Origin of the sequence: Pseudomonas syringae group sp. 247E2, from assembly GCF_032587795.1 — a bacterium.
In the GTDB taxonomy this organism is placed as follows: domain Bacteria; phylum Pseudomonadota; class Gammaproteobacteria; order Pseudomonadales; family Pseudomonadaceae; genus Aquipseudomonas; species Aquipseudomonas amygdali.
The window spans coordinates 933,327-954,953 of sequence record NZ_JAWHPK010000008.1; the positions used below are offsets into that span (position 1 = coordinate 933,327).

Sequence of the window (21,627 nt, forward strand, 5' to 3'; positions counted from 1 at the left end):
TCAAAGAGCCTGCAGTTGCTCAAGCATTTTCGTACGGCACACATCGAGTATTTCGTCTGCCAGTAGCGAGTCGTTCGGGCAACTGCGCGATAGCAGCAGCGCGCCCAGTGCATGGGCAAACATATCGATGGTGTTTGCCCGCGCCTGTTTCCATTCGTTGTCGCCAGGAGACGTGCCTGCCGGAGCCAGGGCGGCAAGCATGCTCTCTATGCCCTCGGCAAAGGTTACCTTGACGTCGTCTGACTGACGTGCAGCATCAGCACTGAGTGCGGCTATCGTGCAGCCTGTGCCTGGGGTATCCCGGTGCTCTCTGGACAGGTAGTACTCGATGAACTGCGCAGGATCGACGTCTTTCGATTGCTCCACGGTGCGCGAGATGGCACAGGCAGCCGATTCGGCCATCAGATCGGACTTGGAGCCGAAATGCTTGTAGAACCCGCCGTGGGTAAAACCCGCTGCTGCCATCAAGTCTGCCACCCCGACACCGTCAAAGCCGTGCTCGCGAAACTGGACGGATGCCGTCTCGACAATGTGTGCCCGGTTGGCCTGGGCCTGCGCCTTGGTGACTCTCATGTGAGTTGCCTCTCTTGCCTGCTTGGTTTTTACCCGTCCGGGTTCGGCAGGGCGTGAATATAGCATTGATGCTGACCATCATCAAAATGATTGACAGTTAAGATGCTGATCGTAATCATAACCGCTCAAAGCTGACTGTTAGCTGTCCACCTTGTTTCTCGGCAACAGGATCGCACCATGGGCGATCCTCAATCGGCAGGAGCAAAACCATGAAATACAGAACGTTTGGCAAAACCGGGCTCAATGTTTCGCAACTGGCGCTGGGCACAGGAAACTTCGGCACGGGCTGGGGCTACGGCGCAGACCCGGTTGCCAGCAAGGCAATTTTCAACGCCTATGCAGAGGCGGGTGGCAACTTCATCGATACTGCAGACATATATCAGTTCGGTCAGTCCGAAGAGTTACTCGGTACGCTGCTGGAAGGCCGGCGCGATGATTTCGTGCTGGCGACCAAATTTACCAACGGTGCCTCGGCCAATCCCGGCCGACTGGCCATCGGCAACAATCGCAAGGCAATGGTCAGCTCGGTGGAAGCAAGTCTCAAGCGCTTGAAGACGGATCGCATCGACATTTATTGGGCGCACCATCCAGACGCTGTTACACCCATCGAGGAAATTGTCAGAGGGTTTGAAGATCTGGCGCGTGCAGGGAAAATCCTCTACGCAGGCCTGTCCAATTTCCCTGCATGGCGGCTTGCTCGCGCGGTTACGCTGGCCGAAATCAGCCGTGCATTACCGATTGCAGCCGCTCAGTTCGAACATAGCCTGGTGCATCGCGAGCCTGAGGCTGATCTTTTTCAGGCTTCTTACGCGCTTGGCCTTGGCGTCGTCACCTGGTCACCTCTGGGGGGTGGCATGCTGACCGGTAAATATCGCAAAGGGGAGAGCGGGCGCGCTGAGGGGTTTGGCGGCAAGGTATTCCAGCCTGAGAACTCGGCGCAGCGCACACGGATTCTCGATACTGTTCTGGAGGTTGCCGGTGAGCTTGGCGTAAGCGCGGGTCAGGTTGCCATTGCCTGGGCAGGTTCGCACGGCGCTGTTCCAATCATCGGGCCTCGTTCGCATGAGCAGATTGCCGATAATCTGGGCGCCTTGTCGCTGACACTGACTGACGAACAGATTCAACGCCTGGATGCGGTCAGCAGTCTGGATCCCTCCGCTGGGCCAAGGTCGGCGGCTGATTGGTCGGATGAGACTCGTGCAAGGGGAGTGGCCTGAGTTGTTATTGGCCTGGCTCGGATATTTGTTTATAGCCGCCAAATGAGCGGCTGGAGTCCTTCCAGGCGCAGCGTTGCCGCATGAGCACGGTGCTTGCGTGTCTTGGCAATGGCGGTGATCTTCGCCTTGGCGTTGAAAGTGTTAGCGTATTCCCCGCGTTTTTCTTTGTAATGAGAAAGACCAAAATACTCGCAGTCTTGTCTATCCATCGTCCTTGAGCCACGTAGAGTGATGAACGTCATCACCTTCCGTGCGCACAGCCCGTATTACTGAATACCGATGAGCAGCCTTGGCTGTCCCATCAGGAGAGCACCATGCATCGAAAATCAATTTGCGCAGCACTGGCCATCCTGTCCGCAGCCACACTCACCACCTCACTGGCCTACGGCGCAACCATCACCGGGCTCCCTGCAAGCGCCCCTGCCGACAGGTCGGTAGGCAAGCTTGAACAAGTGCATGCCTTTTACGATGCGATGCCTACCGGTGTGACAGTCACTGAAACCGGGCGAATCTTCGTCAACTTCCCTCGTTGGGGCGACAAGGTGCCTTTTACGGTGGGCGAGATTCGTGACGGCAAAGTGGTTGCCTACCCGGATCTGGCGGTCAACCACGAGAATCCGAAGGACCCCGGCGACGGGCTGATCAGCGTGCAGAGTGTGGTGGCTGACGGCAAAGGACGCGTCTGGCTTCTGGACACTGCCGCACCGCAGTTTGCTGCTCCGCGTCCGGGTGGTGCCAAGCTGGTTGCGGTAGACCTGGCCACCAACCGAATCGTCAAGCGGCTGGTGTTTCCGGATAACGTCATCTTGCCCAGCACTTATGTCAACGACATGCGCTTCGACTTCCGCAAAGGATCGCAGGGGACTGTCTATGTGACTGACTCTTCGGTAAGCGGACCGGGCGCAATCATTGTCATGGACATTGCCAGTGGGCATGCCGTACGTCGCCTGAGCGGCGCGAAGGCGACGTCTGCCGACCCGGATTTCGTGCCCGTGGTCGAGGGCGTACCCGTGCTGGGTGATGGCCCGGACGGATCGCGCAAACCGGTTCACGTAGCCGCAGACGGCATTGCGTTGTCGGCTGATGGCAAGACGCTGTATTTCTCGCCACTGTCCAGCCGCCACCTGTACTCCGTCGCGACCGAGCTGCTGAGCGACAGCGGTGTAAGTGAGCAGCAACTGGCTGCGGCTGTTCAGGACCTCGGTGAAAAGGGCGCTTCCGATGGTCTTGAGGCTGATGCAGACGGTGCTGTGTATGCAGGTGACTATGAGCACAATGCAATTCGCAAACGCCTGCCGAGCGGAAACTGGCAAACCGTGGCGCACGATCCTCGCATGCTGTGGCCTGATACGTTGTCTATCGGTCCGGATGGCTACCTGTATTTCATCGTCAACCAATTGCACCGTCAGGCCGGTTTCAATTCGGGCCACGACAAGCGTGCAAAACCTTATAGCCTGCTACGCGTGAAAGTCGACGCTGCGCCTGCCCCCACTCATTGATCTAATTGAATACCGGAGCATTGATAATGAATACACCTGCAAAGCCGTTGGCCTTGATCGCCGTTCTGAAAGCCGTTGCCGGCAAAGAGTCCGCATTGAAAGAAGCATTATCAGCACTGGTGGAGCCCTCCCGATCAGAGCCGGGCAATATCGAGTACACACTGTTCGAGGCGCGCGATGAGCACGGCACGTTTTACATGCGTGAATGCTTCAATGATCAGGCAGCACTGGATGCGCACGTTGCCACGCCGCATTACCAACAGTTTGCAGCTGCAAGCGGCGAGTGGCTGGCAGAGCCACCGCAGCTGATATTTCTGGATCAGGTGTCTGGCTGATTTGGATAAGGGGCTCCACACGTTCGAGCCCCTGTACGGCTACCCCAAACACGCTCTAACACATGATGGGAACCCCCTCTCAAGAGACAGGTATCATCATCCGTCATTTATCAAGGCAGACAATACCCCGGACATCACTATTATCAGCTGAATGCCTAGTAGTACTGCCAGCCACTTCGGGCCTCTGCGAATAAACCAGTAGGCTGCATTGAGCACTGTCGAGATCAGGTTGGCGAACCACAGCATGGTAATCGCCAGCACTTTCTTAACCTGAAACCAGTCACTTTGCAGGCTCAGAAAAAAGAGGGCGACACCGATGCCGATCACGACAACTGCGATGGACGCAAAACCGATGTACCTGCTTCGATAGAACGAGCTGAAAGGCATGCCCGTCTGGTTTTCCATTACGGGGTAAAGGTCTGCTGGCGTGTCATCGAAGTGTGGATGAGTTGCTTTTAATGGCGTAGCAGGGCCACCGATGACGTCAGGCTTGCCAGGGTCGGTTTCAACAACCATTAAGACATTGGGGCGGTCGTGGTCGGTGGGGGCTTCCGGGATCGTTTTATCCATTGTTTTCGCTTCCTCTGCAAGGTGCAAAGGTTATAACGAATGTTGTGACCAGCACGAGCGCTTGTGCACGCCGTCAACCAACCCTCAGGTAGCAGATACACCCGGTATCTGCCACCCGCCCAGGTTTTAAAAAATATTAATCGGATAGCTGACAATGATCCGGTGCTCATCGGCATCACGCTGACTGGCGAACTCGGTACGAAGTTGTGCATGACGCAGTGCAACGCTGAGGTTTTTCGCCGGGCCGGACTGCACCACGTAACTCAGGGTAACGTTGCGTTCCCATTCCTTCTTGTCGCCGTCGGACGCCTGGATGTTCGAACCGCTTTCATACATGGCCAGGAAGTTCAGCCCGGGAACGCCAAGCCTGGCGAAGTCATAGCCGTAACGGACCTGCCAGGTGCGTTCTCCAGCGCGCTGGAACTTGCCGATCATGGATTCGGTCATGAAGTAGGCGGTTGATCCATCGCCCTGATTCAACCATACCGCGTCGCTGTCGCCGGTCACTGCCTGATAACCGGCAGCAAAGGTATGACCGTTGATGAGGTAGGTGAACTGGGCGCTGGACAGGCGGCTGTCGACTTCACCCTTGGTAACGCCGTTGCCGTAATAACCTACCGTGTAGAACGCCGGATCGTGACCGTTTGCACCGTCCGAGCGGTTGTCGAAGTGGCGCAGGTCGGTGCGCAGGGTGCCCGGGCCGAGTTGCATGTCGTATTTCAGTCCGAGAAAGTTCTGTTTGTAGAAGTTTTCCAGGTTGCCGTAGTAATACTGCAAGGTCAGGTCTTTGGTCGGTTTGTAATCGACGCCTGCGTAGTAGAACTTGTTGACGAATTCGCCGGTCAGCGGGTTGTTGGCACCCGGAATCGACATGCCCATCTGGTTGGTCGAACCGCGGCCCATGACATGTTCCAGCTGGCCTGCGGTGAAAGTGAAGTCCTTCAAGTCGCCAGACTGAATCTGGCCGCCGCGAAAAGTTTGTTGCAGCATGCGATCAGTGGACATGACCACCGGCAGCATCGGCACCAGCGTGCCGTACTTCAACTCGGTTCTTGAAACGCGTGCCTTGAGCGTCGCGCCCAGGCTGCTGAACTCATCGACCGCGCGGCCGTCGCTGTCTGTGGGGAAGATATTGCCGTTGAACGCCGTGCTTTGCGGGTTGTAATGGCGGCCCTTGCCCGAGTCCAGGCGGATGCCCAACTGGCCCAGCGCATCGACGCCAAAGCCGACGGTGCCGGGCGTGTAGCCGGACTGGTAGTTGAGCATGAAGCCCTGGCCCCACTCCTGCGTGTAGTTCGGGTCAGCAGCACCGCTGCGATTGTCCGCGTTGCTGAAGAAGTTGCGCGCCAGAATGCTGGCCTTGCTGTCTTCCAGAAAACCTTCGCCAAAGCTCTGCTGCGCGATCAGCAGGCCACAAAAGCCCGCAACGAAAGGGGTGGCGCGATTGATACGCTCCATCGGGTTCATCCTCATGCTGTCATTAAGTGTTGTGAGAGGCAGGGTCGGGCGGCAGTCAGGTTTCTTGTTGTTTTAAGAGGCGTGTTTTGCAGCTGAATCCGTTTCAGGTGTCGTTGTGCGAGGCGCTTGATACAGCGCGACGCGAGGTAAACGGGAAAGAACCACCAGTGCAAGTACGCCCAGTGCGGCGCAGATCAACAGCCCCGTACCGACTGCATGGGCGAGGGCAGTGCGAGCCAGCTGCAACGTGGTGTCGATATCTGTGGGCGTGTGCTGCAGCAGGACCTGAGGGTCGGCCAGACGCGCTATTGCCTGCATCTGGCCTGCCGCTGCCAGCGCATGTTGCAGATTGGCGACGTACAGCAACTTGACCAGCACACCCATGGCCGCGGTGCCCAGCAAGCCGCCAACCAGGCGCAACGATTGAGTGAGTGCTGTGGCGATACCGAGAAACTGCCGCTCGGCAAGCGTCTGGGTGAATACGGTGAGGTTGAGCAGAATGAATCCAAGCCCCAACCCCGCCAGCAAAATCAGTCCCAGCAAGGTCGTGAACCCGGCGTGCAGTCCGACCAGTGCCAAGGCGATGCAGGCAATCGACAGGGCAATGAATCCGCCAATCGGTAACCAGTTGGGGTTTGCCAGACGCGTGACGATGCGACTGTTGACGATTGCGCCCAAAGTGATACTCAGGGCCAGCGGTGTGAGCAGCAGCCCGGCGTCCTGCGGCGAGTAGCCGTAGCTGCCCTGCAACAGCAGAGGCAGGTAAAACAGCAGGGTGAACATGATCGCACCGGCCAGCAGCGACATGATGAACAGCAGGCGGATGCTGCGATTGGCAAACAGCCCGGCGGGCAGCAAGGCGAACGCGCAACGGCGCTCTCTGAACCAAAGTCCGGTCAAGGCAATAACAGTGATAGCGCCGCACAGCAGGCTGATCGCCAGAGAGCGCTGACCGAGCCATTCAACGAACAATTGCAGGCTGCCCAGGCTCAGGACAATCAACACTGCGCCGATCCAGTCGAGCCTGATCGCACCGGCTGTTGGCGGGCGATACCAGGGTAAAAAGCGCCAGGCAAAAAACAACGCAATCACGCCCAGCGGCAGGTTCAGCCAGAACACCGAACGCCAGCCGAACTCGCCGGACAGGTAACCGCCCAACCCTGGGCCGATGGCATTGACCACGCTGAACATCGCACTCAGCAGAACCTGCCAGCGCAGCCGCTGACGGGTGTCGGGAAACAGCTCCGGCACACAGGCAAATGCCGTACCGATCAGCATCCCGCCACCGACGCCTTGCAGGGCCCGGCCAATGACCAGCACCAGCATGCTGTCGGCCAGCGCGCAGACCAGCGAAGCAACGGTGAAAATGACCGTAGCGGCCAGCACGAACGGTTTACGCCCGTAGAAATCGCCCAGTCGGCCAAAGATCGGAATGGTCACAATGGACGCCAGCAGGTAGCCGGTGGCGACCCAGGCATACAGCTCGAAACCATCGAGTTCCGCGACGATGCTTGGCAATGCGTTGCCGATCACTGTCTGGTCGAGTGCGGACAGCATCAGCACCAGGGAAATGCCGAGCATGGCCAGCAGGGCCTGTTTGAAGGTCAGGGCCGGGTGGCTCGGCGTGGTCATGGCCAGGCGCTCAGCGCAACGCAGCGACAGCAGTCGCAATGCGTGTGCAACCGGTTTCAAGGGTTTCGAGGGCCGTCGCCGTAGACATCCGGAAGAACGGTGCCAGGCCATAAGCGGTGCCTGCTACAACCGCAACACCCTGACTTTCCAGCAGGTACAGAACCACATCGGTGTCGGCTTCCAGTACCGAGCCTGACGGGGTGGTTTTGCCGATCAGCGCTGCGCAATTGACGTAGAGATAAAACGCGCCTTGTGGCTGGATGCAACTCAGGCCGTCAATTGCGTTGATCAACTCCAGGCAGCGGTCGCGGCGCTGTTTGTAGACCTTGACGCTCTCGCCGACAAACGACTGGTCGCCATTGAGGGCCGCCACTGCGGCGGCCTGGCTCACCGAGCAGGCGTTGCTGGTGGATTGCGATTGCAGGGTAGCCATCGCGTTGATGATATCGCTGGGGCCTGCGGCATAGCCGATGCGCCAACCGGTCATGGCGTAGGTTTTTGATACACCATTGATGATCAGCACACGCTCGCGCAGGGCGGGTTCGACAGTCAGCAGATGGCTGAGCGGGGTGTCGTCATAGCGAATGTGTTCGTAAATATCATCGGTCATGACCAGCACGTCCGGGTAGTCGAGCAGCACGTCAGCCAGTGCCCGCCATTCAGTTGCGCTGTAGGTCGCGCCGGTCGGATTGCTCGGCGAATTGAGCAGCAGCCAGCGGGTACGCGGCGTGATTGCGTGGCGTAGTTGCTCGGCGGTGAGCTTGAACTGATTGTCTTCGGGGCACGGTAAGGTCACCGGGCGACCATCGCAGGCCAGCACCATGTCCGGGTACGACACCCAGTACGGTGCGGGGATCAGCACTTCGTCGTCAATGCCCAGCGTCGCTGCGAAGGCATTGAAGATCGCAGCCTTGGCACCGCTGGTGACTACGATCTGGCCGGGGGCGTAGCTCAGGCCGTTTTCGCGCTGGAGTTTGGCGGCAATCGCGTCGCGCAGCGCTGCAGTACCCGCATTGAGCGTGTAGCGGGTTTCACCGTTTTCGATGGCGGCAGAGGCGGCCTGACGAATGTGGGCAGGCGTATCGAAGTCGGGTTCGCCAACCACCAGATTGATGATCGACTTCCCTGCGCGCCGCAGTTCATTGGCCCGATCGGCAGCAGCGCTGCTGGGCGATGGTTTGATGCGGAGCACGCGGGCAGCGATGCGAGATGCGGTCACGTTGGCATTCCTCGTTGATGGCCTTGACGGGGAATACGTTACGAGCCTGCTGACGGCAGGCCATAAGACGAGTTTGTTCTGGGTTGATAGGCAGCGCTTATGACCGCAGATGAACCAATGCTGCACCAAAAGCGGGCGAGCAATGCCTGCGGGGGCATCCATGCGTTGCAATCACGCTCGGCAGTTGCTGACATAGCAATTGCTTATGTCTGGTTTTTTCAGAGCTGGCCTGTGTCTTGCTGAGGCATCGGGGTCGTGACTCTGGAGTGCAACACCTTGAACCTTCGCCGCTTGAAATACTTTGTGAAAATTGTCGACATCGGCAGCCTGACCCAAGCCGCCGATGTACTGCACATCGCACAACCTGCGTTAAGCCAGCAATTGGTGACGCTGGAAGCCGAGTTGCAGCAGCAGTTGCTGATCCGCACCAAGCGCGGCGTTACCCCGACCGAGGCGGGCAAGGTTTTGTATGGCCATGCTCAGGTCATACTGCGTCAGTGTGAGCAGGCGCAAAGTGATGTCAACGCCAGCGGCCTGGCGTTGTCGGGGCCGGTGTCGGTAGGGCTGGCCCCGGGCACTGCTGCGTCAACCTTGTCGCTGCCGTTGCTGAAACGGGTGCGCGAGCGTCATCCGGGTATCCTGCTGTACCTCAACGAGAACTTTGGCACCACGCTGAGCGAGCTGATCATGAACGGGCGCATGGACATGGCCGTTCTTTATGGCGGACGTGAGGTGCATGGCCTCAGTTTTGTGCCGTTGATTCGCGAGCAACTGTATCTGGTCAGCGCCCAGGACACGCTTCAGGGCTGCGAGGAAATAGCCCTCGCCGAGCTGGCCGATATCGACCTGCTGTTGCCGCGCACCTACAACACCATCCGCCGTCTGGTGGACGAGGCGTTTGTGCGCATCGAGCGCAGTGCCCGGGTGGTGGCAGAAGTCGAGTCATCGACGACTCTGGCCGCCGCAGTAGCGGATCGATTCGGCTCGACCATTCTTCCCGAGTCTGCTGCGCGGGTGCTGGCCGATACGCATGCGGTCAATCTGAGCCGGATCGTCGAACCCGAGATCGAAGCGCCGCTGGCCCTGTGCCTGTCAGGCCACTTGCCGCTTTCGGTTCCGGCCCAGGCGGTCAAGGCCATCCTACTGGAACTGGTCGCAGAGATGCGCGGCAATCGCCGTACAGAGTAACCCCGGCGTCATAAGGGGCGCTTATCACCCCACAGTCAAACCGTCTTGGCGGTCAAAAATCGCTCTCGTTACATTGCCCTCAGCCACATTTCTTTTGCCAGGCAAGGGCTCTTGCATGAAACCGGAACGTATCAAAGCACTTATCGACCTGATGGCCGAATCGGACCTGAGTGAACTCAGCCTGTCTGAAGGCGATACGCAGTTGCGTTTGCTGCGTGAGTCGGTCGAGGCCGCCAGCGGCGTCAGTCCATCTGCATCAACGTCGCTGAAAGCGCCTGCAACCGACGCTGCTGCTTCCTCTCAGGCAAGTGCAACTGCCAATGCGCAAGAGGCTCAGGCCTGCGCCTCGCTGTATGGGGTTTTGCACCTGACCCCGGCGCCCGACCAGCAGCCCTTCGTTGAAGTCGGCACGTCAGTCGACGTGGGGCAGACCCTGGCAGTGGTTGAAGCCATGAAGATGTTTCATCCGGTGACGGCTGAAAAGGCAGGGGTCGTGACCGCCATTCTGGTTGCCAACGGCGAAGAGGTTCAGGCCGGACAAGCGCTGTTCAGCATCGGTTGAAGGTCTTGGGTGGCCGTGCGGCTGCCTTCCGGGTTCACAGATCAGGGGTTTTTGATGTTCGATAAAGTGTTGATCGCCAACCGCGGCGAAATTGCCCTGCGTATCCAGCGCGCCTGCAGAGGCCTGGGCCTGAGTACGGTTGCGGTCTATTCCGAAGCGGATCGCGATGCCAGCTATGTACGGCAGGCCGATGAGTCACTGTGCATAGGCCCGGCCGCGCCGGGGCAGAGTTATCTGAATCAGGCTGCCGTGCTTTACGCTGCGCAGTTGACCGGTGCTCAGGCGATCCATCCCGGTTACGGGTTTCTGTCTGAAAACGCCGCGTTCGCCGAGCGCATCGAACAGGCTGGCCTGACGTTCATCGGCCCCAGTGCCGCCTGCATTCGGGTGATGGGCGACAAGGTCGCGGCCAAGCGGGCAATGCGTGAGGCTGGCGTGCCGTGCGTGCCAGGCCCGGACACCAGCATGCCTGCCGATCCGCAAGGTATCCTGAAGATTGCCCGTGACATTGGTTACCCGGTCATCGTCAAGGCCGCTGGCGGTGGCGGCGGGCGGGGCATGCGCGTGGTTCAGGAAGAGCAGCAATTGCTCGATGCAATTGCGCTGACCAGCGAAGAAGCCCGCCGGGCCTTCGGCAATCCCGAGTTGTATATCGAGAAGTTTCTGGGCCAGCCGCGCCATGTCGAGATTCAGGTGCTGTGCGATGCCTATGGCAATGCCGTCTGGCTTGGCTCGCGGGATTGCTCGATGCAGCGCCGCCACCAGAAGGTGCTTGAAGAGGCTCCTGCACCGGGCATCGACCCGGAATTGATGGCCAGGGTGGGCGAACGTTGCGCACTGGCCTGCCGGCAGATCGGTTACCAGGGCGTAGGCACGTTCGAATTCCTGTTTGAAAACGATGAGTTCTATTTCATCGAAATGAATACTCGCCTGCAGGTCGAGCACCCGGTCACGGAAATGACTTCCGGCATCGACATCGTTCAGCAGCAGATTCGCATGGCGATGGGTGAGCGCCTGAGTTTCAGCCAGGCCGACGTCAGCGTGTCGGGCCATTCTCTGGAATGCCGGATCAACGCCGAGGACCCGCGCAGCTTCATGCCTACGCCGGGGCAAGTCACCCGCTGGGAGATTCCTGGTGGTTTTGGCGTACGGGTCGACTCGCATGTGAGCCACGGTTATCGCGTTCCGCCTTATTACGATTCGATGGTGGCGAAGGTCATCACCCACGGTGCCAGTCGCGATGAGGCTTTGGCACGTATGCGCCTGGCGCTGAGCGAAATGCACGTTGAGGGAATCTCTACCAACATCGCGCTGCATCGCGACATTTTGCAGGACCCGGTGTTCTGCAAGGGTGGCATGGACATTCACCATCTGGAGCGCTGGTTACAGACAAGGAGCCACCCATGACCCTCCAGCAGTTGCCGCCACGAATCACTTTGCTGGGAACCACCGCCTTGCTGTTCGAAGCACCCGGCGAGCTTGAGCTGGCAGCGCAGCAACGCATATGGGCGCTGGCCAGCCTGAGCAAGAACTGGCCGCAGGTGCGCGAATCGGTGCCGGGCATGAACAACCTGATGCTGACCTTCGCAGCGCCGCCACGCGACCTGACCGGCTTGAAAACCCGCTTGCTGGAGGCCTGGGAACAATGCCAGCCGCTGCCGTTGCAAGGCCGGATCATCGAATTGCCGGTGGTGTATGGCGGTGACGGCGGACCGCACATGGCCGATGTCATCGCCCATACCGGACTGGATATCGAGACCATCGCCAATCTGCACTGCGAACCGCTTTACCCGGTGTACGCCTTGGGCAGCCACCCCGGTTATTGCTATCTGGGCGGCATGGATCAGCGTCTGGCGACGCCTCGGCGCAAAGTGCCGGTACTCGATATCGGTGCCGGCTCGGTTTCCATCGGCGGCGTGCAGACGGGTATCTCCGCTTCAGCCGGCCCCAGTGGCTGGAACACGATAGGGCGCACGGAAATGGTGTTTTTCGACGCTGATCAGAACCCTCCGGCGCTGATGCAGCCCGGCGATCAACTGCGCTTGCGTATCGAGAGGATCATTCGATGATCGAAGTTATCAGCGCCACCGCACTGGCGACGGTCCAGGATCTGGGTCGGCATGGCAGCCTGGGCTACGGCGTCGGCACCTCCGGCGCAATGGACACGCTGTCGTTGCAGCTCGGCAATTTGTTGCTGGGCAACGACGAAGACGCGGCAGGCATCGAAATTCCACTGTTCCCGTTCGAAGTGCGTTTTGTCGAGGACTGCACTTTTGCTATCACCGGTGCTGCCTGTTCTGCACGGCTGGATGGCGAGCGACTGCCGGGTAACTGGGTCGCTCAGGCGCGCAAGAATCAGGTGTTGAAGCTGAGTTACCCAACGACGGGCAGTCGCGCCTATTTATGCCTGGCGGGCGGTGTGGATGTGCCGCAGGTTCTGGGCTCGCGCAGCACGCAATTGCGCGGTGCATTTGGTGGCTGGCAGGGCCGCGCCTTGCAGCAGGGCGATCTGATTCCCGCCGGTGCGGCTAATCAACCGCGCGCCGGTGATTTTGGCCTGCAATCTGCTGCGGCGGCCTTGCCGTTGATTATCGACGAGCTACCGGCCATACGCGTACTGCCTGCCGCCGAGTTCGACTGCTTCAGCGTTGAAGCCCAACAAACATTTTTTGCCGGCGAGTGGAAAATCACCACGCAAAGCAATCGCTATGGTTATCGCATGGAAGGTACGCCCCTATTGCCAAGGGAGGCGCTGGAAATTCGCTCTCACGGCATTGTGCCCGGGGTGATTCAGGTGCCCCACGGCGGCCAGCCGATTGTGCAAATGCGCGATGCCCAGCCCAGCGGCGGCTATCCAAAGTTTGCCACGGTTATCGAAGCCGACCTGTGGCGTCTCGGTCAGGCCCCCATCGGCAGCAAGGTGCGCTTCGTGCAATGCAGCTACGAGGAGGCCGTCGAGGCACTGGACACCAATCACGCCTTCATCGAAGACGCCCGGCGCTTGCTTGCGCTGCGCGGCCTGCAAGGACATCGCTGATGAACATCAATGAAATTCGCCAACTGGCAGGCTGGATTCGTGATGCCGGGCTCACGGTTCTTGAACTGAAACGACCAGGGTTCGAGTTGTTGATCCGACGCGGTGTACGTGCGGATAACCCTGCATCGCGACCTGACGTGGACGTCGCAGTCGAACAGCCGCCAGCCACTGCGCTTGTAATAGCTGCGGATAACCCCGGCGTTTTTGTATCGAGACACCCCGACGAAAAAAACAGCTACGTAAAACCCGGCGACACCGTTGCAGTCGGGCAGTTGCTGGGCCTGTTGCGCATCGGCCTGCTTTATCTGCCGGTGCGCAGCCAGCAGGCAGGGCGTGTGACGCGTTTTCTGGCTGCCGAGCATGAACGGGTCGGTTACGGCCAGCCGCTGATTGAACTGGAGGAGTGACACGATGCGCATCGATCTGAACGCTGATCTGGGTGAGGGCTTCGGCCCCTGGACCATGGGTGAGGATGAGGCACTGATGCAACTGATCTCCTCGGCCAACGTGGCCTGTGGTTTTCATGCCGGTGATCCATTGATAATGAATAACACCGTGCACCGCGCCAAAGCGCTGGGCATCGATCTCGGCGCACATGTCGGTTTTCCTGATCTGCAGGGGTTCGGGCGGCGCAGAATGAACATCGAACTCAACGAGTTGTGCAGCATGGTGGTGTATCAGCTGGGCGCTCTGGCAGGCATTGCAGCCGCTGCCGGTTACCGCGTGACGCACATGAGCTTCCACGGCGCGCTGGGTAATATGGCCGCGGCCGATGCCGAACTGGCCAGGCCGCTGGTCAAGGCGGTCGCCAGTTTCGATGCGCAGATGATCATCAGTTCATCCAGCAGCGCGGCCATCGAACAGGCCGCCGAAGCGTGCGGCCTGAGAGTCGCGACCACGTTTCTGGCCGACCGTGCCTACGACGAAAACTGCCTGCTGGTGCCGCGTGGCATTGCCGGGGCGGTGATCAAGGACCCACAGCAGGTCCGCGCCAGGGTTGCGCAACTGTTGCAGGACGGTACGGTTACGACCCTGAGCGGCAAGCGCGTGGCGGTCAATGCCCAATCAATCCTGTTGCATGGCGACACGCCGGGGGCGGTGGAGCTTGCGCGCAGCATTCGCCAGAGCATCGAAGAGCAGGGCGGTGTCATCACCCCGGTTTCACAGCTGCTCGGGTCATAAGCGCAGCTTATTGCCACACAACCATTGTGTCTTGGTCGCTGCCCATGACGCTCGTTAAAGTCCAGTACAAGGCGATCAGCATTAACAGCCAAGCGGCTGATCGACGCTTATTCAAGGAAACCCCGACATGCCTTTTTCCGATTACAAAACTGCGCTGGTGACCGGCGCTTCTTCCGGCATTGGCGAAGCCGTCGTCGAACGGCTGTGTGCCGAAGGTCTGCAGGTTCATGCGCTGGCGCGCAGTGCAGACAAGCTGGCGGCACTGGCGCAGCGCACCGGCTGCATCGCACATGCTATCGACGTGACTGATCTGGCCGGTCTGACGGCACTGTTCCAGGCCCATCAGTTCGATGTTGTGGTCAACAATGCCGGAGTCGACCGGCCCGGTTCGCTGCTCAAGGCCGACGCAGAAGGGATTGATCTGCTGGTCGATGTGAACCTGCGCGCGGTATTGCAGATCGCCAGGCTTTCGTTGCCGGGTATGGTCGAGCGTGACAGCGGGCACATCATCAACATCAGCTCGATTGCCGCCGCCTACAACTTCGGCGGCAACTCGACGTACCACGCCACCAAGGCTGCCGTGAGCATGCTTTCTCGCCAGCTACGTATCGATGCGTTCGGCAAGCGCGTGCGGGTGACGGAAATCTGCCCGGGGCGTGTGGCCACGGACATTTTTGCCCATGTGCATGGCGATTCCGAGGAAGTGCGCAAACGCTTCATCGAGGGCTATGAGCTGCCTGTGGCCAAGGACATTGCCGATGCAATCGCCTACGTGATCGCTGCGCCCATCGCGGTCAACATCGGCCATATGGAAATCACCCCGACGCTACAGGTACCCGGTGGGCTGTCGACCGCGCGCCCGCAGGACTATGAAGGCTGAGGCTGCGCCTCGCTGCAAGCGCTGTACCCATCACGAGAGCGGCACCAGCCGCCATGCGACACCCGCACCAGTACCCCTGGCGCCTTGCTTCTGCCCTGGCTGAATGTCAATGGGAACAACCATGACGAGTAAATTCGATCTTTCGGCGATCCTGCAGGGCGAGTATGCCGAGCTGATCGTCAAGGGCATAGAGACAACCCTGCAACTGGCGTTCGTTGCCTGGTGCATGGCAATGGCCGTGGCCTTGCTGCTGGTGTCGATTCGCCTGACCGGCAACAAATACGCCGAGCGTCTGGTGGCGGGCTATGTGTCCTACCACCGCAACGTGCCGACACTGGTGCAACTGATGCTCTGGTATTTCGGTATTCCGACGTTGCTCACCGAAAGCATGCAGCTCTGGCTGGCCAACTACAGCACCGAGTACCTGTTTTCGGTGATCGCGCTGGGCCTTTGCCAGGCGGCTTACTTCAGTGAAGACATTCGCAGCGGGTTACGCGCGATTCCAGCAGGGCAAGTCGAAGCATCGCGCGCATTGGGCCTGGGTTATGTGCGTTCGATGCGTTACGTGATCCTGCCGCAAGGCGTTCGCAACTGCCTGCCGTCATTGATCAATCACACGGTGCTGCTGTTCAAGAACACCAGCCTGGTCATGGCCATCGGCGTCGTCGAGCTGACCTATGCCACTCGCGAGGTCGAGAACTACACCTTTCGCACCTTCGAGGCGTATCTGGTCGCAACTGTGGTCTACCTGACCATTTCACTGATGCTGATGGGCCTGGGTGCGTTGCTGGCCCGGCATTTCAGCAAAGCCATGGCGAGGTAGGCGGCGATGTTCGATGTGTTCACGATTGTTCGCGATAACTGGACCTTGCTGCTGGTCGGCCAATATCCTCACGGCCCGATGGGCGGGCTGGTTTCAACGCTGACTCTGGCTGCGCTGGCGCTTTTGCTGGCGTTCCCGCTAGGGCTGCTACTGTCGCTGGCACGGGTCTCGCCGTGGCGCTGGCTGCGTTACCCGGCCACGGTCTGGGTCTATGTGATGCGCGGCATCCCGCTGCTGATGGTGATTTTCTGGACTTACTTCCTGGTCCCGCTGCTGATCGGTCATAACATCACCGGCTTCACCACCATGCTCTGCACGCTGGTGGTCTATCAGAGCGCCTACCTGTGCGAAATCATCCGCGGTGCCATTCAGGCGCTGCCGGCTGGTCAGTACGAAGCGTCACGCGCGCTGGGCATGGGCTACATGCGCACCACGGTCTGGGTGATTCTGCCGCAAGCGCTGTACAACGCATTGCCAAGCCTGATCAGCCAGTTCATTTCGATCATCAAGGAAACGTCGCTGGGCTACGTGATCAACGTCCAGGAAGTGACCTTCGCCGCCAATCAGATCAACAACCAGCTGCTGACCAAGCCGTTTCAGGTGTTCTTCATTCTGGCGATCACCTACTACGTGCTGTGCTACGGCCTGACCCGGCTGGCCGCAGTGGTGGAACGGCGGATTGCCCGCAAACGGGAGGGCAGCGTGTCGCCTGCACCTGTTCCCCGGCCTTTGACTACCGACAATTGAGGGTTGCCCAATGCATCCGATGATCATGTTTTCCAGGATCAATAAGTGGTATGGCGAGTACCAGGCCCTGACCGATATCACCGCTGAAGTGCAGCGCGGCGAAGTGGTGGTGCTGTGCGGGCCCTCGGGCTCGGGCAAGTCGACACTGATCCGCACCGTCAACCGTCTTGAAGATGTTCAGCAGGGCCAGATTCTGTTTGACGGCCACGACGTGAACGGCACCGACGCCAACGTCAATCGTTTGCGCAGTCGGGTGGGTTTTGTATTCCAGAGCTTCAATCTGTTCCCGCATCTGTCGGTGCTAGACAACATCATCCTGACCCCGACCAAAGTGCGCGGCCTGAAAAACAGTGAGGCTCGCGCCAGGGCCATGGAACTGCTGGATCGGGTGGGGCTGGCACACAAGGCCGGTGCTTACCCGGCGCAGTTGTCCGGCGGCCAGCAGCAGCGCGTGGCGATTGCCCGGGCGCTGGCCATGGAACCGCCCGTGATGCTCTTTGACGAGCCCACCAGCGCTCTCGACCCGGAAATGGTCGGCGAGGTGCTCAGCGTCATGAAAGGCCTGGCCAAAGAGGGCATGACCATGATGTGCGTCACCCACGAGATGAATTTTGCCCGTGAAGTGGCCGACACCATCTGGTTCATGGATGCGGGGCAGATCCTTGAAAAATCCAGTCCTGAGGCTTTCTTTCAGCAGCCGGACCACCCGCGTGCCCAACGCTTCATTTCCGACCTGCGCAGCCATTGAGCACAGGCCCCTGTTTCAGCAATCCCTCCATTTATTTCCAGGAGTCTCACCATGCGTATGAAGTCTTTGCTGGTTGCACTGGCATTGTCGCCATTGGCTGTTTCGGTTGCTCACGCTGATCAGCTCAGTGATGTGATGAGCAAGAAAAGCCTGAGTTGCGGCGTCTATGCTGACGTCCCGCCGTTTTCGGCACCGGACCCGAAAACCCGTGAACTGGTAGGCATGGACGTCGACCTCTGCAAGGCGCTGGCCAAACATATGGGCGTCGAGCTGGAGCTCAAGCCGCTGTCGGTCGAAGCGCGCATTCCTGAAGTCAAAATGGGCCGCGTTGACGTGATTTTTGCCAATCTGGCCTACACCAAGAGTCGCGCCGACCAGATCCAGTTCAGCGATCCGTACTACATCGCCAAGGAAACGCTGGTAGTGCGCGCCGCCAATGCCGATCAACCGAAATCCTTTTTCAAAGGCAAACGCATCAGCTCGACCAAAGGCTCTACGTCCGAACAGTCGATTCGGCTGGCTGATGCCACGCCTGTGACCTTCCAGGACACCGGTTCTGCCTACATGGCGCTGCAACAGAACAAGGTGGTGGGCCTGGTGACCAACACCATGACCGCGATCAAGCTGGTCGGGCAGGCCAAGGCCAGTGGTGTGGAGCTTGCAATCGCCAAGGAGCCGATGGCGCTGGAGCCTATCGGTGCCGGTATGCGTCAGGGCGAGCCGGCATTTCTGGCCAAGGTCAACGAATCGCTGCGTGCGATGGAAGCAGCAGGTGAAATCGATGCGATCTGGGCGCAGTGGATCGGCCCGAATACCGAATACAAAATGGTTCGTGAAGACAAGGTGCAAAGCCTCAGTGAATTGAAGTTCGACCCGCTGCCTTGATCAAATCTTGATATTTCCTTGAGGGTTTATTGATAGTCGACGTTCAGAGTTCTGCCGACAGTATTAACCGTCGGCATGACCCCGTGTGGGCGCCTCAGAGGAAAAAATGTCTGATCGCTCAGGTTCCGTTTCTGCATCGACAATTGGCGCTTCAATCACTGGAAAAAGGCGATTCGGTGCCTCGCCGGTATGGCTGATTCCGGTGATTGCTGCCCTGGTATGCGTATCGCTGCTGATTAGCAGCTCACTGTCGAAAGGGCCGAGAATTTTTATCAGTTTTCAAAGCGCCGAAGGGCTTGAAGCCCACAAGACCAGGGTCAAGGTCAAAAATGTCGTGATCGGCGAGGTGTCGGCCGTCACCCTGAGCAAAGACCGTACCGGTGTTGTGGCGACAGTGGATCTGAATGCCGACGCCCGTGCCTTCACTGCCGAGGATTCCATGTTCTGGGTGGTGCGCCCGCGTATCGGGGCCAAGGGCGTGTCCGGCGTGGATACCCTGCTTTCCGGGCCGTATATCGCGGCAGACAGCGGGACGTCCGAGCACCCGAAAAAACACTTTATTGGTCAGGAAAGCCCACCACCCCTCACGTTTGGCGCAAAAGGCACACGTTTTACCCTGCACGCCGAGGACATTGGCTCACTCGATGTCGGTTCTCCCGTCTATTATCGGCGCATTCAAGTCGGTCAAGTGGTTGCCTGTCATTTGTCCGAGGATGGCAAAGGTGTGGATGCGGAAATTTTCATCAATGCCCCCAACGACAGGTTTGTGACCACCGATACACGGTTCTGGAACGCCAGCGGTATTGGCCTGACGGTTGATGCTGATGGGCTGAAGATAAAGACTGAATCGGTTTCGACGTTACTGGCCGGAGGTGTGGCCTTCGTTGAGCCGGGATACGGTTCGAGCGCGCCAAGGGCTGCAGAGCATGCACGTTTCAAGCTGTTCGAGGATCAGCAAAAGGCGCTGTCACCTCCCGATGGCGAGCCGGGTTATATCCGCATGATGTTCAGGCAGTCTTTGCGTGGTCTTGAAGTCAATTCGCCCGTCGAGTTCATGGGCATAAATCTGGGGCGAGTGGTCTCCGTCGATCTTGACTACGATGCAGCCAGCAAGTCTTTTTCCAGCATTGTGGGGGCGGTGATCTACCCGGACCGCCTGGGGCAGGCCAACGAAAAGATCCTAGAGACATTGGGCACACCCGACGATTCGCGTACCGCGCAGTTGATCGCCGACTTCGTCAAACAGGGCCTGCGCGCACAGCCTCGCAGTGCGAGCCTGCTGACCGGCCAGCTTTATATTTCTCTGGGGTTCTTTGCCAACGCTGCGCCGGTTCAATTCGATGTCAACGCACGGCCGCTGATAATCCCCACCGTACCGGGAGAGCTGGAGAAAATGCAGGAGCAGGTACAGCTGATCGTTGAAAAGGTCAGCAAATTGCCGGTGCAGGAGATCGCCGGCAATCTGAATGGCAGCCTTGACGAAGCGCACAAGACGTTCAAGCTGTTCAACGCAGACGTGATGCCCGAACTTCACACTGTTCTGGGGCAGTCCCGAAGCACGATGGAGATAGCGGGGGCGGCCCTTGCAGAAGACTCGCCGGTACGCCAGCAGGTCAACCGGACGATGGACGAAGTTCAACGTACGGCCCGCTCGGTGCGGGTCCTGACCGATTATATAAGCCGCAACCCCGAAGCCTTGATCCGTGGTCGCACCCGGCAGGATGTGCCGAGTGTCTACCCGCCGGCCAATTCTGCGCCAAGGCCTGACTGACGCAGCCCGGACGTACTTAGTATCTTGGTTTTACAGCCCTCCATTGCGGCTGGTACTTCTGCATCTGCTTCACATCATCGCGCTGACGAATGCCACAGCTGTGGTACTGATCGTTGAGCTTGCCGAGCTGGTCGTAATCCAGCTCAAGGCCCAGGCCCGGCGCGCGGGTGATGCTGACGCAGCCGTCGACAATCGGCAGCTTGCCGCCCTTGATGACTTCCTCGTCCGGTTCCTGCCACGGGTAGTGCGTATCGCAGGCGTAGTCCAGATTGGGCACGGACGCAGCGACGTGGGCCATGGCCATGAGGCTGATCCCCAAATGCGAGTTGGAGTGCATCGACACACCGAGGCCGAAGGTGTCGCACATCTTCGCCAGCGCCTGGGTGTCGCGCAGGCCGCCCCAGTAATGGTGGTCGGCGAGTACGATCTGCACGCTGTCGAGGGCCACGCTGCGTCGGAATTCATCGAAATCGGTCACGACCATGTTGGTCGCCAGTGGCAGGCCAGTGCGCTTGTGCAATTCCGACATGCCATCCAGACCAGGGGTCGGGTCTTCGTAGTACTGCAGGTCATCGCCCAGCAGCTCGGCCATGCGAATCGAGGTTTCCAGCGACCAGTTGCCGTTGGGGTCGATGCGCAGCGGGTAGCCGGGGAAGGCTTTTTTCAATGCCTTGATGCAGGACACCTCATGTTCCGGCTCCAGCGCACCGGCCTTGAGCTTGATGCTTTTGAACCCGTAGGCTTCGATCATGCGCCGTGCCTGGGCGACGATCTGTTCTTCGCTGAGCGCTTCACCCCAGCTGTCGGGTGCGTAAGGCGCATCGGCATGCTGCGCGTATTTGAAGAACAGGTAGGCGCTGAAGGGTATCTGGTCACGAATGGCACCGCCGAGCAGGTCCACCAACGGCAGGTTCATGGAACGTGCCTGCAGGTCCAGAAACGCCACCTCGAATGCTGAATAAGCGTTGCTTACCGCCTTGCTGGCGTGCGAACCCGGTGCCAGTTCGGCACCGGCCAGGCTGACAGGTTTGTGTGCCGCAACCGTCGCCTGAACGATGCTGCGCAGTTGATTGAGGTTGAACGGGTCGAGCCCGATCAACTGGTTCTGCACCTGTTGCTGAATGGCCAGCGCCGGGGCGTCGCCATAGCTTTCGCCGAGGCCGATGTAACCGTTGTCGCTTTCCACTTCGATGATCGAGCGCAGTGCGAAAGGTTCATGGATGCCACTGGCGTTGAGCAGCGGCGGATCGCGAAAGGCGATAGGGGTTACGGTTACGCGTATGATTTTCAAAGGGCGGTCT

Annotated in this window: 23 protein-coding genes; 16 read left to right on the forward strand and 7 right to left on the reverse strand. The window is 59.3% G+C overall.

Annotated elements, in window-relative coordinates; translation table 11 throughout:
* Positions 1-573 carry a TetR/AcrR family transcriptional regulator gene (locus tag RYC18_RS11285; RefSeq protein ID WP_316886006.1) on the reverse strand — a complete coding sequence of 191 codons (573 nt, stop codon included), beginning with the start codon at positions 571-573 and terminating at the stop codon, positions 1-3.
* Positions 574-782: 209 nt separating this feature from the next.
* Between RYC18_RS11285 and RYC18_RS11290 the strand changes: the two genes are divergently transcribed.
* Positions 783-1,790, forward strand: a complete 1,008-nt coding sequence (locus tag RYC18_RS11290) for an aldo/keto reductase (RefSeq protein WP_054079142.1) — start codon at positions 783-785, stop codon at positions 1,788-1,790.
* A 29-nt stretch (positions 1,791-1,819) separates the two neighbouring features.
* Here the strand turns inward: RYC18_RS11290 and RYC18_RS11295 are convergent, their stop codons facing one another.
* On the reverse strand, positions 1,820-2,032 hold the full coding sequence (locus tag RYC18_RS11295) for a hypothetical protein (protein ID WP_316886009.1): 213 nt from the start codon (positions 2,030-2,032) through the stop codon (positions 1,820-1,822).
* A gap of 72 nt (positions 2,033-2,104) precedes the next feature.
* Between RYC18_RS11295 and RYC18_RS11300 the strand changes: the two genes are divergently transcribed.
* Positions 2,105-3,289, forward strand: coding sequence for an L-dopachrome tautomerase-related protein (locus RYC18_RS11300; RefSeq protein WP_316886011.1), 1,185 nt, complete (start codon positions 2,105-2,107; stop codon positions 3,287-3,289).
* A 26-nt stretch (positions 3,290-3,315) separates the two neighbouring features.
* Positions 3,316-3,624 (forward strand): putative quinol monooxygenase, encoded by a 309-nt coding sequence (locus RYC18_RS11305; protein ID WP_316886019.1) that lies wholly within the window; start codon positions 3,316-3,318, stop codon positions 3,622-3,624.
* A 96-nt stretch (positions 3,625-3,720) separates the two neighbouring features.
* Here the strand turns inward: RYC18_RS11305 and RYC18_RS11310 are convergent, their stop codons facing one another.
* The 4 genes from RYC18_RS11310 to RYC18_RS11325 all read right to left on the reverse strand — a co-directional run bounded on the left by RYC18_RS11310 (position 3,721) and on the right by RYC18_RS11325 (position 8,503).
* Entirely contained in the window at positions 3,721-4,194 is a 474-nt protein-coding gene (locus RYC18_RS11310; protein ID WP_016981675.1) for a hypothetical protein, read from the reverse strand.
* 126 nt (positions 4,195-4,320) lie between these two features.
* Positions 4,321-5,652, reverse strand: a complete 1,332-nt coding sequence (locus tag RYC18_RS11315) for an OprD family porin (RefSeq protein ID WP_316886024.1) — start codon at positions 5,650-5,652, stop codon at positions 4,321-4,323.
* Between the two features lie 72 nt (positions 5,653-5,724).
* Positions 5,725-7,323, reverse strand: coding sequence for an MFS transporter (locus RYC18_RS11320; protein ID WP_316886138.1), 1,599 nt, complete (start codon positions 7,321-7,323; stop codon positions 5,725-5,727).
* Entirely contained in the window at positions 7,295-8,503 is a 1,209-nt protein-coding gene (locus RYC18_RS11325) for an aspartate transaminase (RefSeq protein WP_044318788.1), read from the reverse strand. Before RYC18_RS11325 ends, RYC18_RS11320 begins: the two co-directional genes overlap by 29 nt.
* A gap of 276 nt (positions 8,504-8,779) precedes the next feature.
* On the opposite strand from RYC18_RS11325, the gene nac reads away from it, so the two are divergent.
* From nac to RYC18_RS11390, 13 genes are all read left to right on the forward strand, one after another.
* Entirely contained in the window at positions 8,780-9,691 is a 912-nt protein-coding gene (gene nac / locus RYC18_RS11330; RefSeq protein ID WP_010207353.1) for a nitrogen assimilation transcriptional regulator NAC, read from the forward strand.
* Between the two features lie 115 nt (positions 9,692-9,806).
* Positions 9,807-10,253 carry an acetyl-CoA carboxylase biotin carboxyl carrier protein gene (locus tag RYC18_RS11335; protein ID WP_117139889.1) on the forward strand — a complete coding sequence of 149 codons (447 nt, stop codon included), beginning with the start codon at positions 9,807-9,809 and terminating at the stop codon, positions 10,251-10,253.
* Between the two features lie 54 nt (positions 10,254-10,307).
* Positions 10,308-11,660 (forward strand): acetyl-CoA carboxylase biotin carboxylase subunit, encoded by a 1,353-nt coding sequence (gene accC, locus RYC18_RS11340; protein WP_117139888.1) that lies wholly within the window; start codon positions 10,308-10,310, stop codon positions 11,658-11,660.
* On the forward strand, positions 11,657-12,322 hold the full coding sequence (gene pxpB / locus RYC18_RS11345; RefSeq protein WP_117139887.1) for a 5-oxoprolinase subunit PxpB: 666 nt from the start codon (positions 11,657-11,659) through the stop codon (positions 12,320-12,322). Before accC ends, pxpB begins: the two co-directional genes overlap by 4 nt.
* On the forward strand, positions 12,319-13,290 hold the full coding sequence (locus RYC18_RS11350; protein ID WP_002553476.1) for a biotin-dependent carboxyltransferase family protein: 972 nt from the start codon (positions 12,319-12,321) through the stop codon (positions 13,288-13,290). The genes pxpB and RYC18_RS11350 overlap by 4 nt, the downstream gene beginning before the upstream one ends.
* On the forward strand, positions 13,290-13,697 hold the full coding sequence (locus tag RYC18_RS11355) for a biotin/lipoyl-containing protein (RefSeq protein ID WP_005731842.1): 408 nt from the start codon (positions 13,290-13,292) through the stop codon (positions 13,695-13,697). The genes RYC18_RS11350 and RYC18_RS11355 overlap by 1 nt, the downstream gene beginning before the upstream one ends.
* A 4-nt stretch (positions 13,698-13,701) precedes the next feature.
* On the forward strand, positions 13,702-14,472 hold the full coding sequence (locus RYC18_RS11360; RefSeq protein ID WP_117139886.1) for a LamB/YcsF family protein: 771 nt from the start codon (positions 13,702-13,704) through the stop codon (positions 14,470-14,472).
* Between the two features lie 127 nt (positions 14,473-14,599).
* Positions 14,600-15,352 carry an SDR family oxidoreductase gene (locus RYC18_RS11365; protein ID WP_005731845.1) on the forward strand — a complete coding sequence of 251 codons (753 nt, stop codon included), beginning with the start codon at positions 14,600-14,602 and terminating at the stop codon, positions 15,350-15,352.
* 121 nt (positions 15,353-15,473) lie between these two features.
* Positions 15,474-16,175: an amino acid ABC transporter permease gene (locus tag RYC18_RS11370; RefSeq protein ID WP_117139885.1), complete on the forward strand. Its 702-nt coding sequence runs from the start codon at positions 15,474-15,476 to the stop codon at positions 16,173-16,175.
* Positions 16,176-16,181: 6 nt separating this feature from the next.
* Positions 16,182-16,922: an amino acid ABC transporter permease gene (locus RYC18_RS11375; RefSeq protein WP_010210800.1), complete on the forward strand. Its 741-nt coding sequence runs from the start codon at positions 16,182-16,184 to the stop codon at positions 16,920-16,922.
* Between the two features lie 19 nt (positions 16,923-16,941).
* Entirely contained in the window at positions 16,942-17,670 is a 729-nt protein-coding gene (locus RYC18_RS11380) for an amino acid ABC transporter ATP-binding protein (RefSeq protein ID WP_005731847.1), read from the forward strand.
* 51 nt (positions 17,671-17,721) lie between these two features.
* The gene (locus RYC18_RS11385) at positions 17,722-18,555 is read left to right on the forward strand and encodes an ABC transporter substrate-binding protein (protein WP_002553482.1); all 834 of its coding nucleotides are present in this window, start codon (positions 17,722-17,724) and stop codon (positions 18,553-18,555) included.
* Positions 18,556-18,661: 106 nt separating this feature from the next.
* Positions 18,662-20,326 (forward strand): intermembrane transport protein PqiB, encoded by a 1,665-nt coding sequence (locus RYC18_RS11390; protein ID WP_117139884.1) that lies wholly within the window; start codon positions 18,662-18,664, stop codon positions 20,324-20,326.
* Between the two features lie 16 nt (positions 20,327-20,342).
* On the opposite strand, the gene RYC18_RS11395 is transcribed toward RYC18_RS11390, so the two are convergent.
* A complete protein-coding gene (locus RYC18_RS11395; RefSeq protein WP_316886042.1) occupies positions 20,343-21,617 on the reverse strand; it encodes a glucarate dehydratase family protein in 1,275 nt (424 codons plus the stop codon).
* Between the last annotated feature and the right edge of the window lie 10 nt (positions 21,618-21,627).

Coding starts and splice junctions, on each gene's coding strand:
- pxpB (WP_117139887.1), top strand. CDS start 11,657: ATGACCCTCCAGCAGTTGCCGCCACGAATCACTTTGCTGGGAACCACC.
- RYC18_RS11335 (WP_117139889.1), top strand. CDS start 9,807: ATGAAACCGGAACGTATCAAAGCACTTATCGACCTGATGGCCGAATCG.
- RYC18_RS11315 (WP_316886024.1), bottom strand. CDS start 5,652: ATGGAGCGTATCAATCGCGCCACCCCTTTCGTTGCGGGCTTTTGTGGC.
- RYC18_RS11360 (WP_117139886.1), top strand. CDS start 13,702: ATGCGCATCGATCTGAACGCTGATCTGGGTGAGGGCTTCGGCCCCTGG.
- RYC18_RS11285 (WP_316886006.1), bottom strand. CDS start 573: ATGAGAGTCACCAAGGCGCAGGCCCAGGCCAACCGGGCACACATTGTC.
- RYC18_RS11365 (WP_005731845.1), top strand. CDS start 14,600: ATGCCTTTTTCCGATTACAAAACTGCGCTGGTGACCGGCGCTTCTTCC.
- RYC18_RS11300 (WP_316886011.1), top strand. CDS start 2,105: ATGCATCGAAAATCAATTTGCGCAGCACTGGCCATCCTGTCCGCAGCC.
- RYC18_RS11295 (WP_316886009.1), bottom strand. CDS start 2,032: ATGACGTTCATCACTCTACGTGGCTCAAGGACGATGGATAGACAAGAC.
- RYC18_RS11355 (WP_005731842.1), top strand. CDS start 13,290: ATGAACATCAATGAAATTCGCCAACTGGCAGGCTGGATTCGTGATGCC.
- RYC18_RS11290 (WP_054079142.1), top strand. CDS start 783: ATGAAATACAGAACGTTTGGCAAAACCGGGCTCAATGTTTCGCAACTG.
- RYC18_RS11375 (WP_010210800.1), top strand. CDS start 16,182: ATGTTCGATGTGTTCACGATTGTTCGCGATAACTGGACCTTGCTGCTG.
- RYC18_RS11390 (WP_117139884.1), top strand. CDS start 18,662: ATGTCTGATCGCTCAGGTTCCGTTTCTGCATCGACAATTGGCGCTTCA.
- RYC18_RS11370 (WP_117139885.1), top strand. CDS start 15,474: ATGACGAGTAAATTCGATCTTTCGGCGATCCTGCAGGGCGAGTATGCC.
- RYC18_RS11305 (WP_316886019.1), top strand. CDS start 3,316: ATGAATACACCTGCAAAGCCGTTGGCCTTGATCGCCGTTCTGAAAGCC.
- RYC18_RS11310 (WP_016981675.1), bottom strand. CDS start 4,194: ATGGATAAAACGATCCCGGAAGCCCCCACCGACCACGACCGCCCCAAT.
- accC (WP_117139888.1), top strand. CDS start 10,308: ATGTTCGATAAAGTGTTGATCGCCAACCGCGGCGAAATTGCCCTGCGT.
- RYC18_RS11380 (WP_005731847.1), top strand. CDS start 16,942: ATGATCATGTTTTCCAGGATCAATAAGTGGTATGGCGAGTACCAGGCC.
- RYC18_RS11385 (WP_002553482.1), top strand. CDS start 17,722: ATGCGTATGAAGTCTTTGCTGGTTGCACTGGCATTGTCGCCATTGGCT.
- RYC18_RS11350 (WP_002553476.1), top strand. CDS start 12,319: ATGATCGAAGTTATCAGCGCCACCGCACTGGCGACGGTCCAGGATCTG.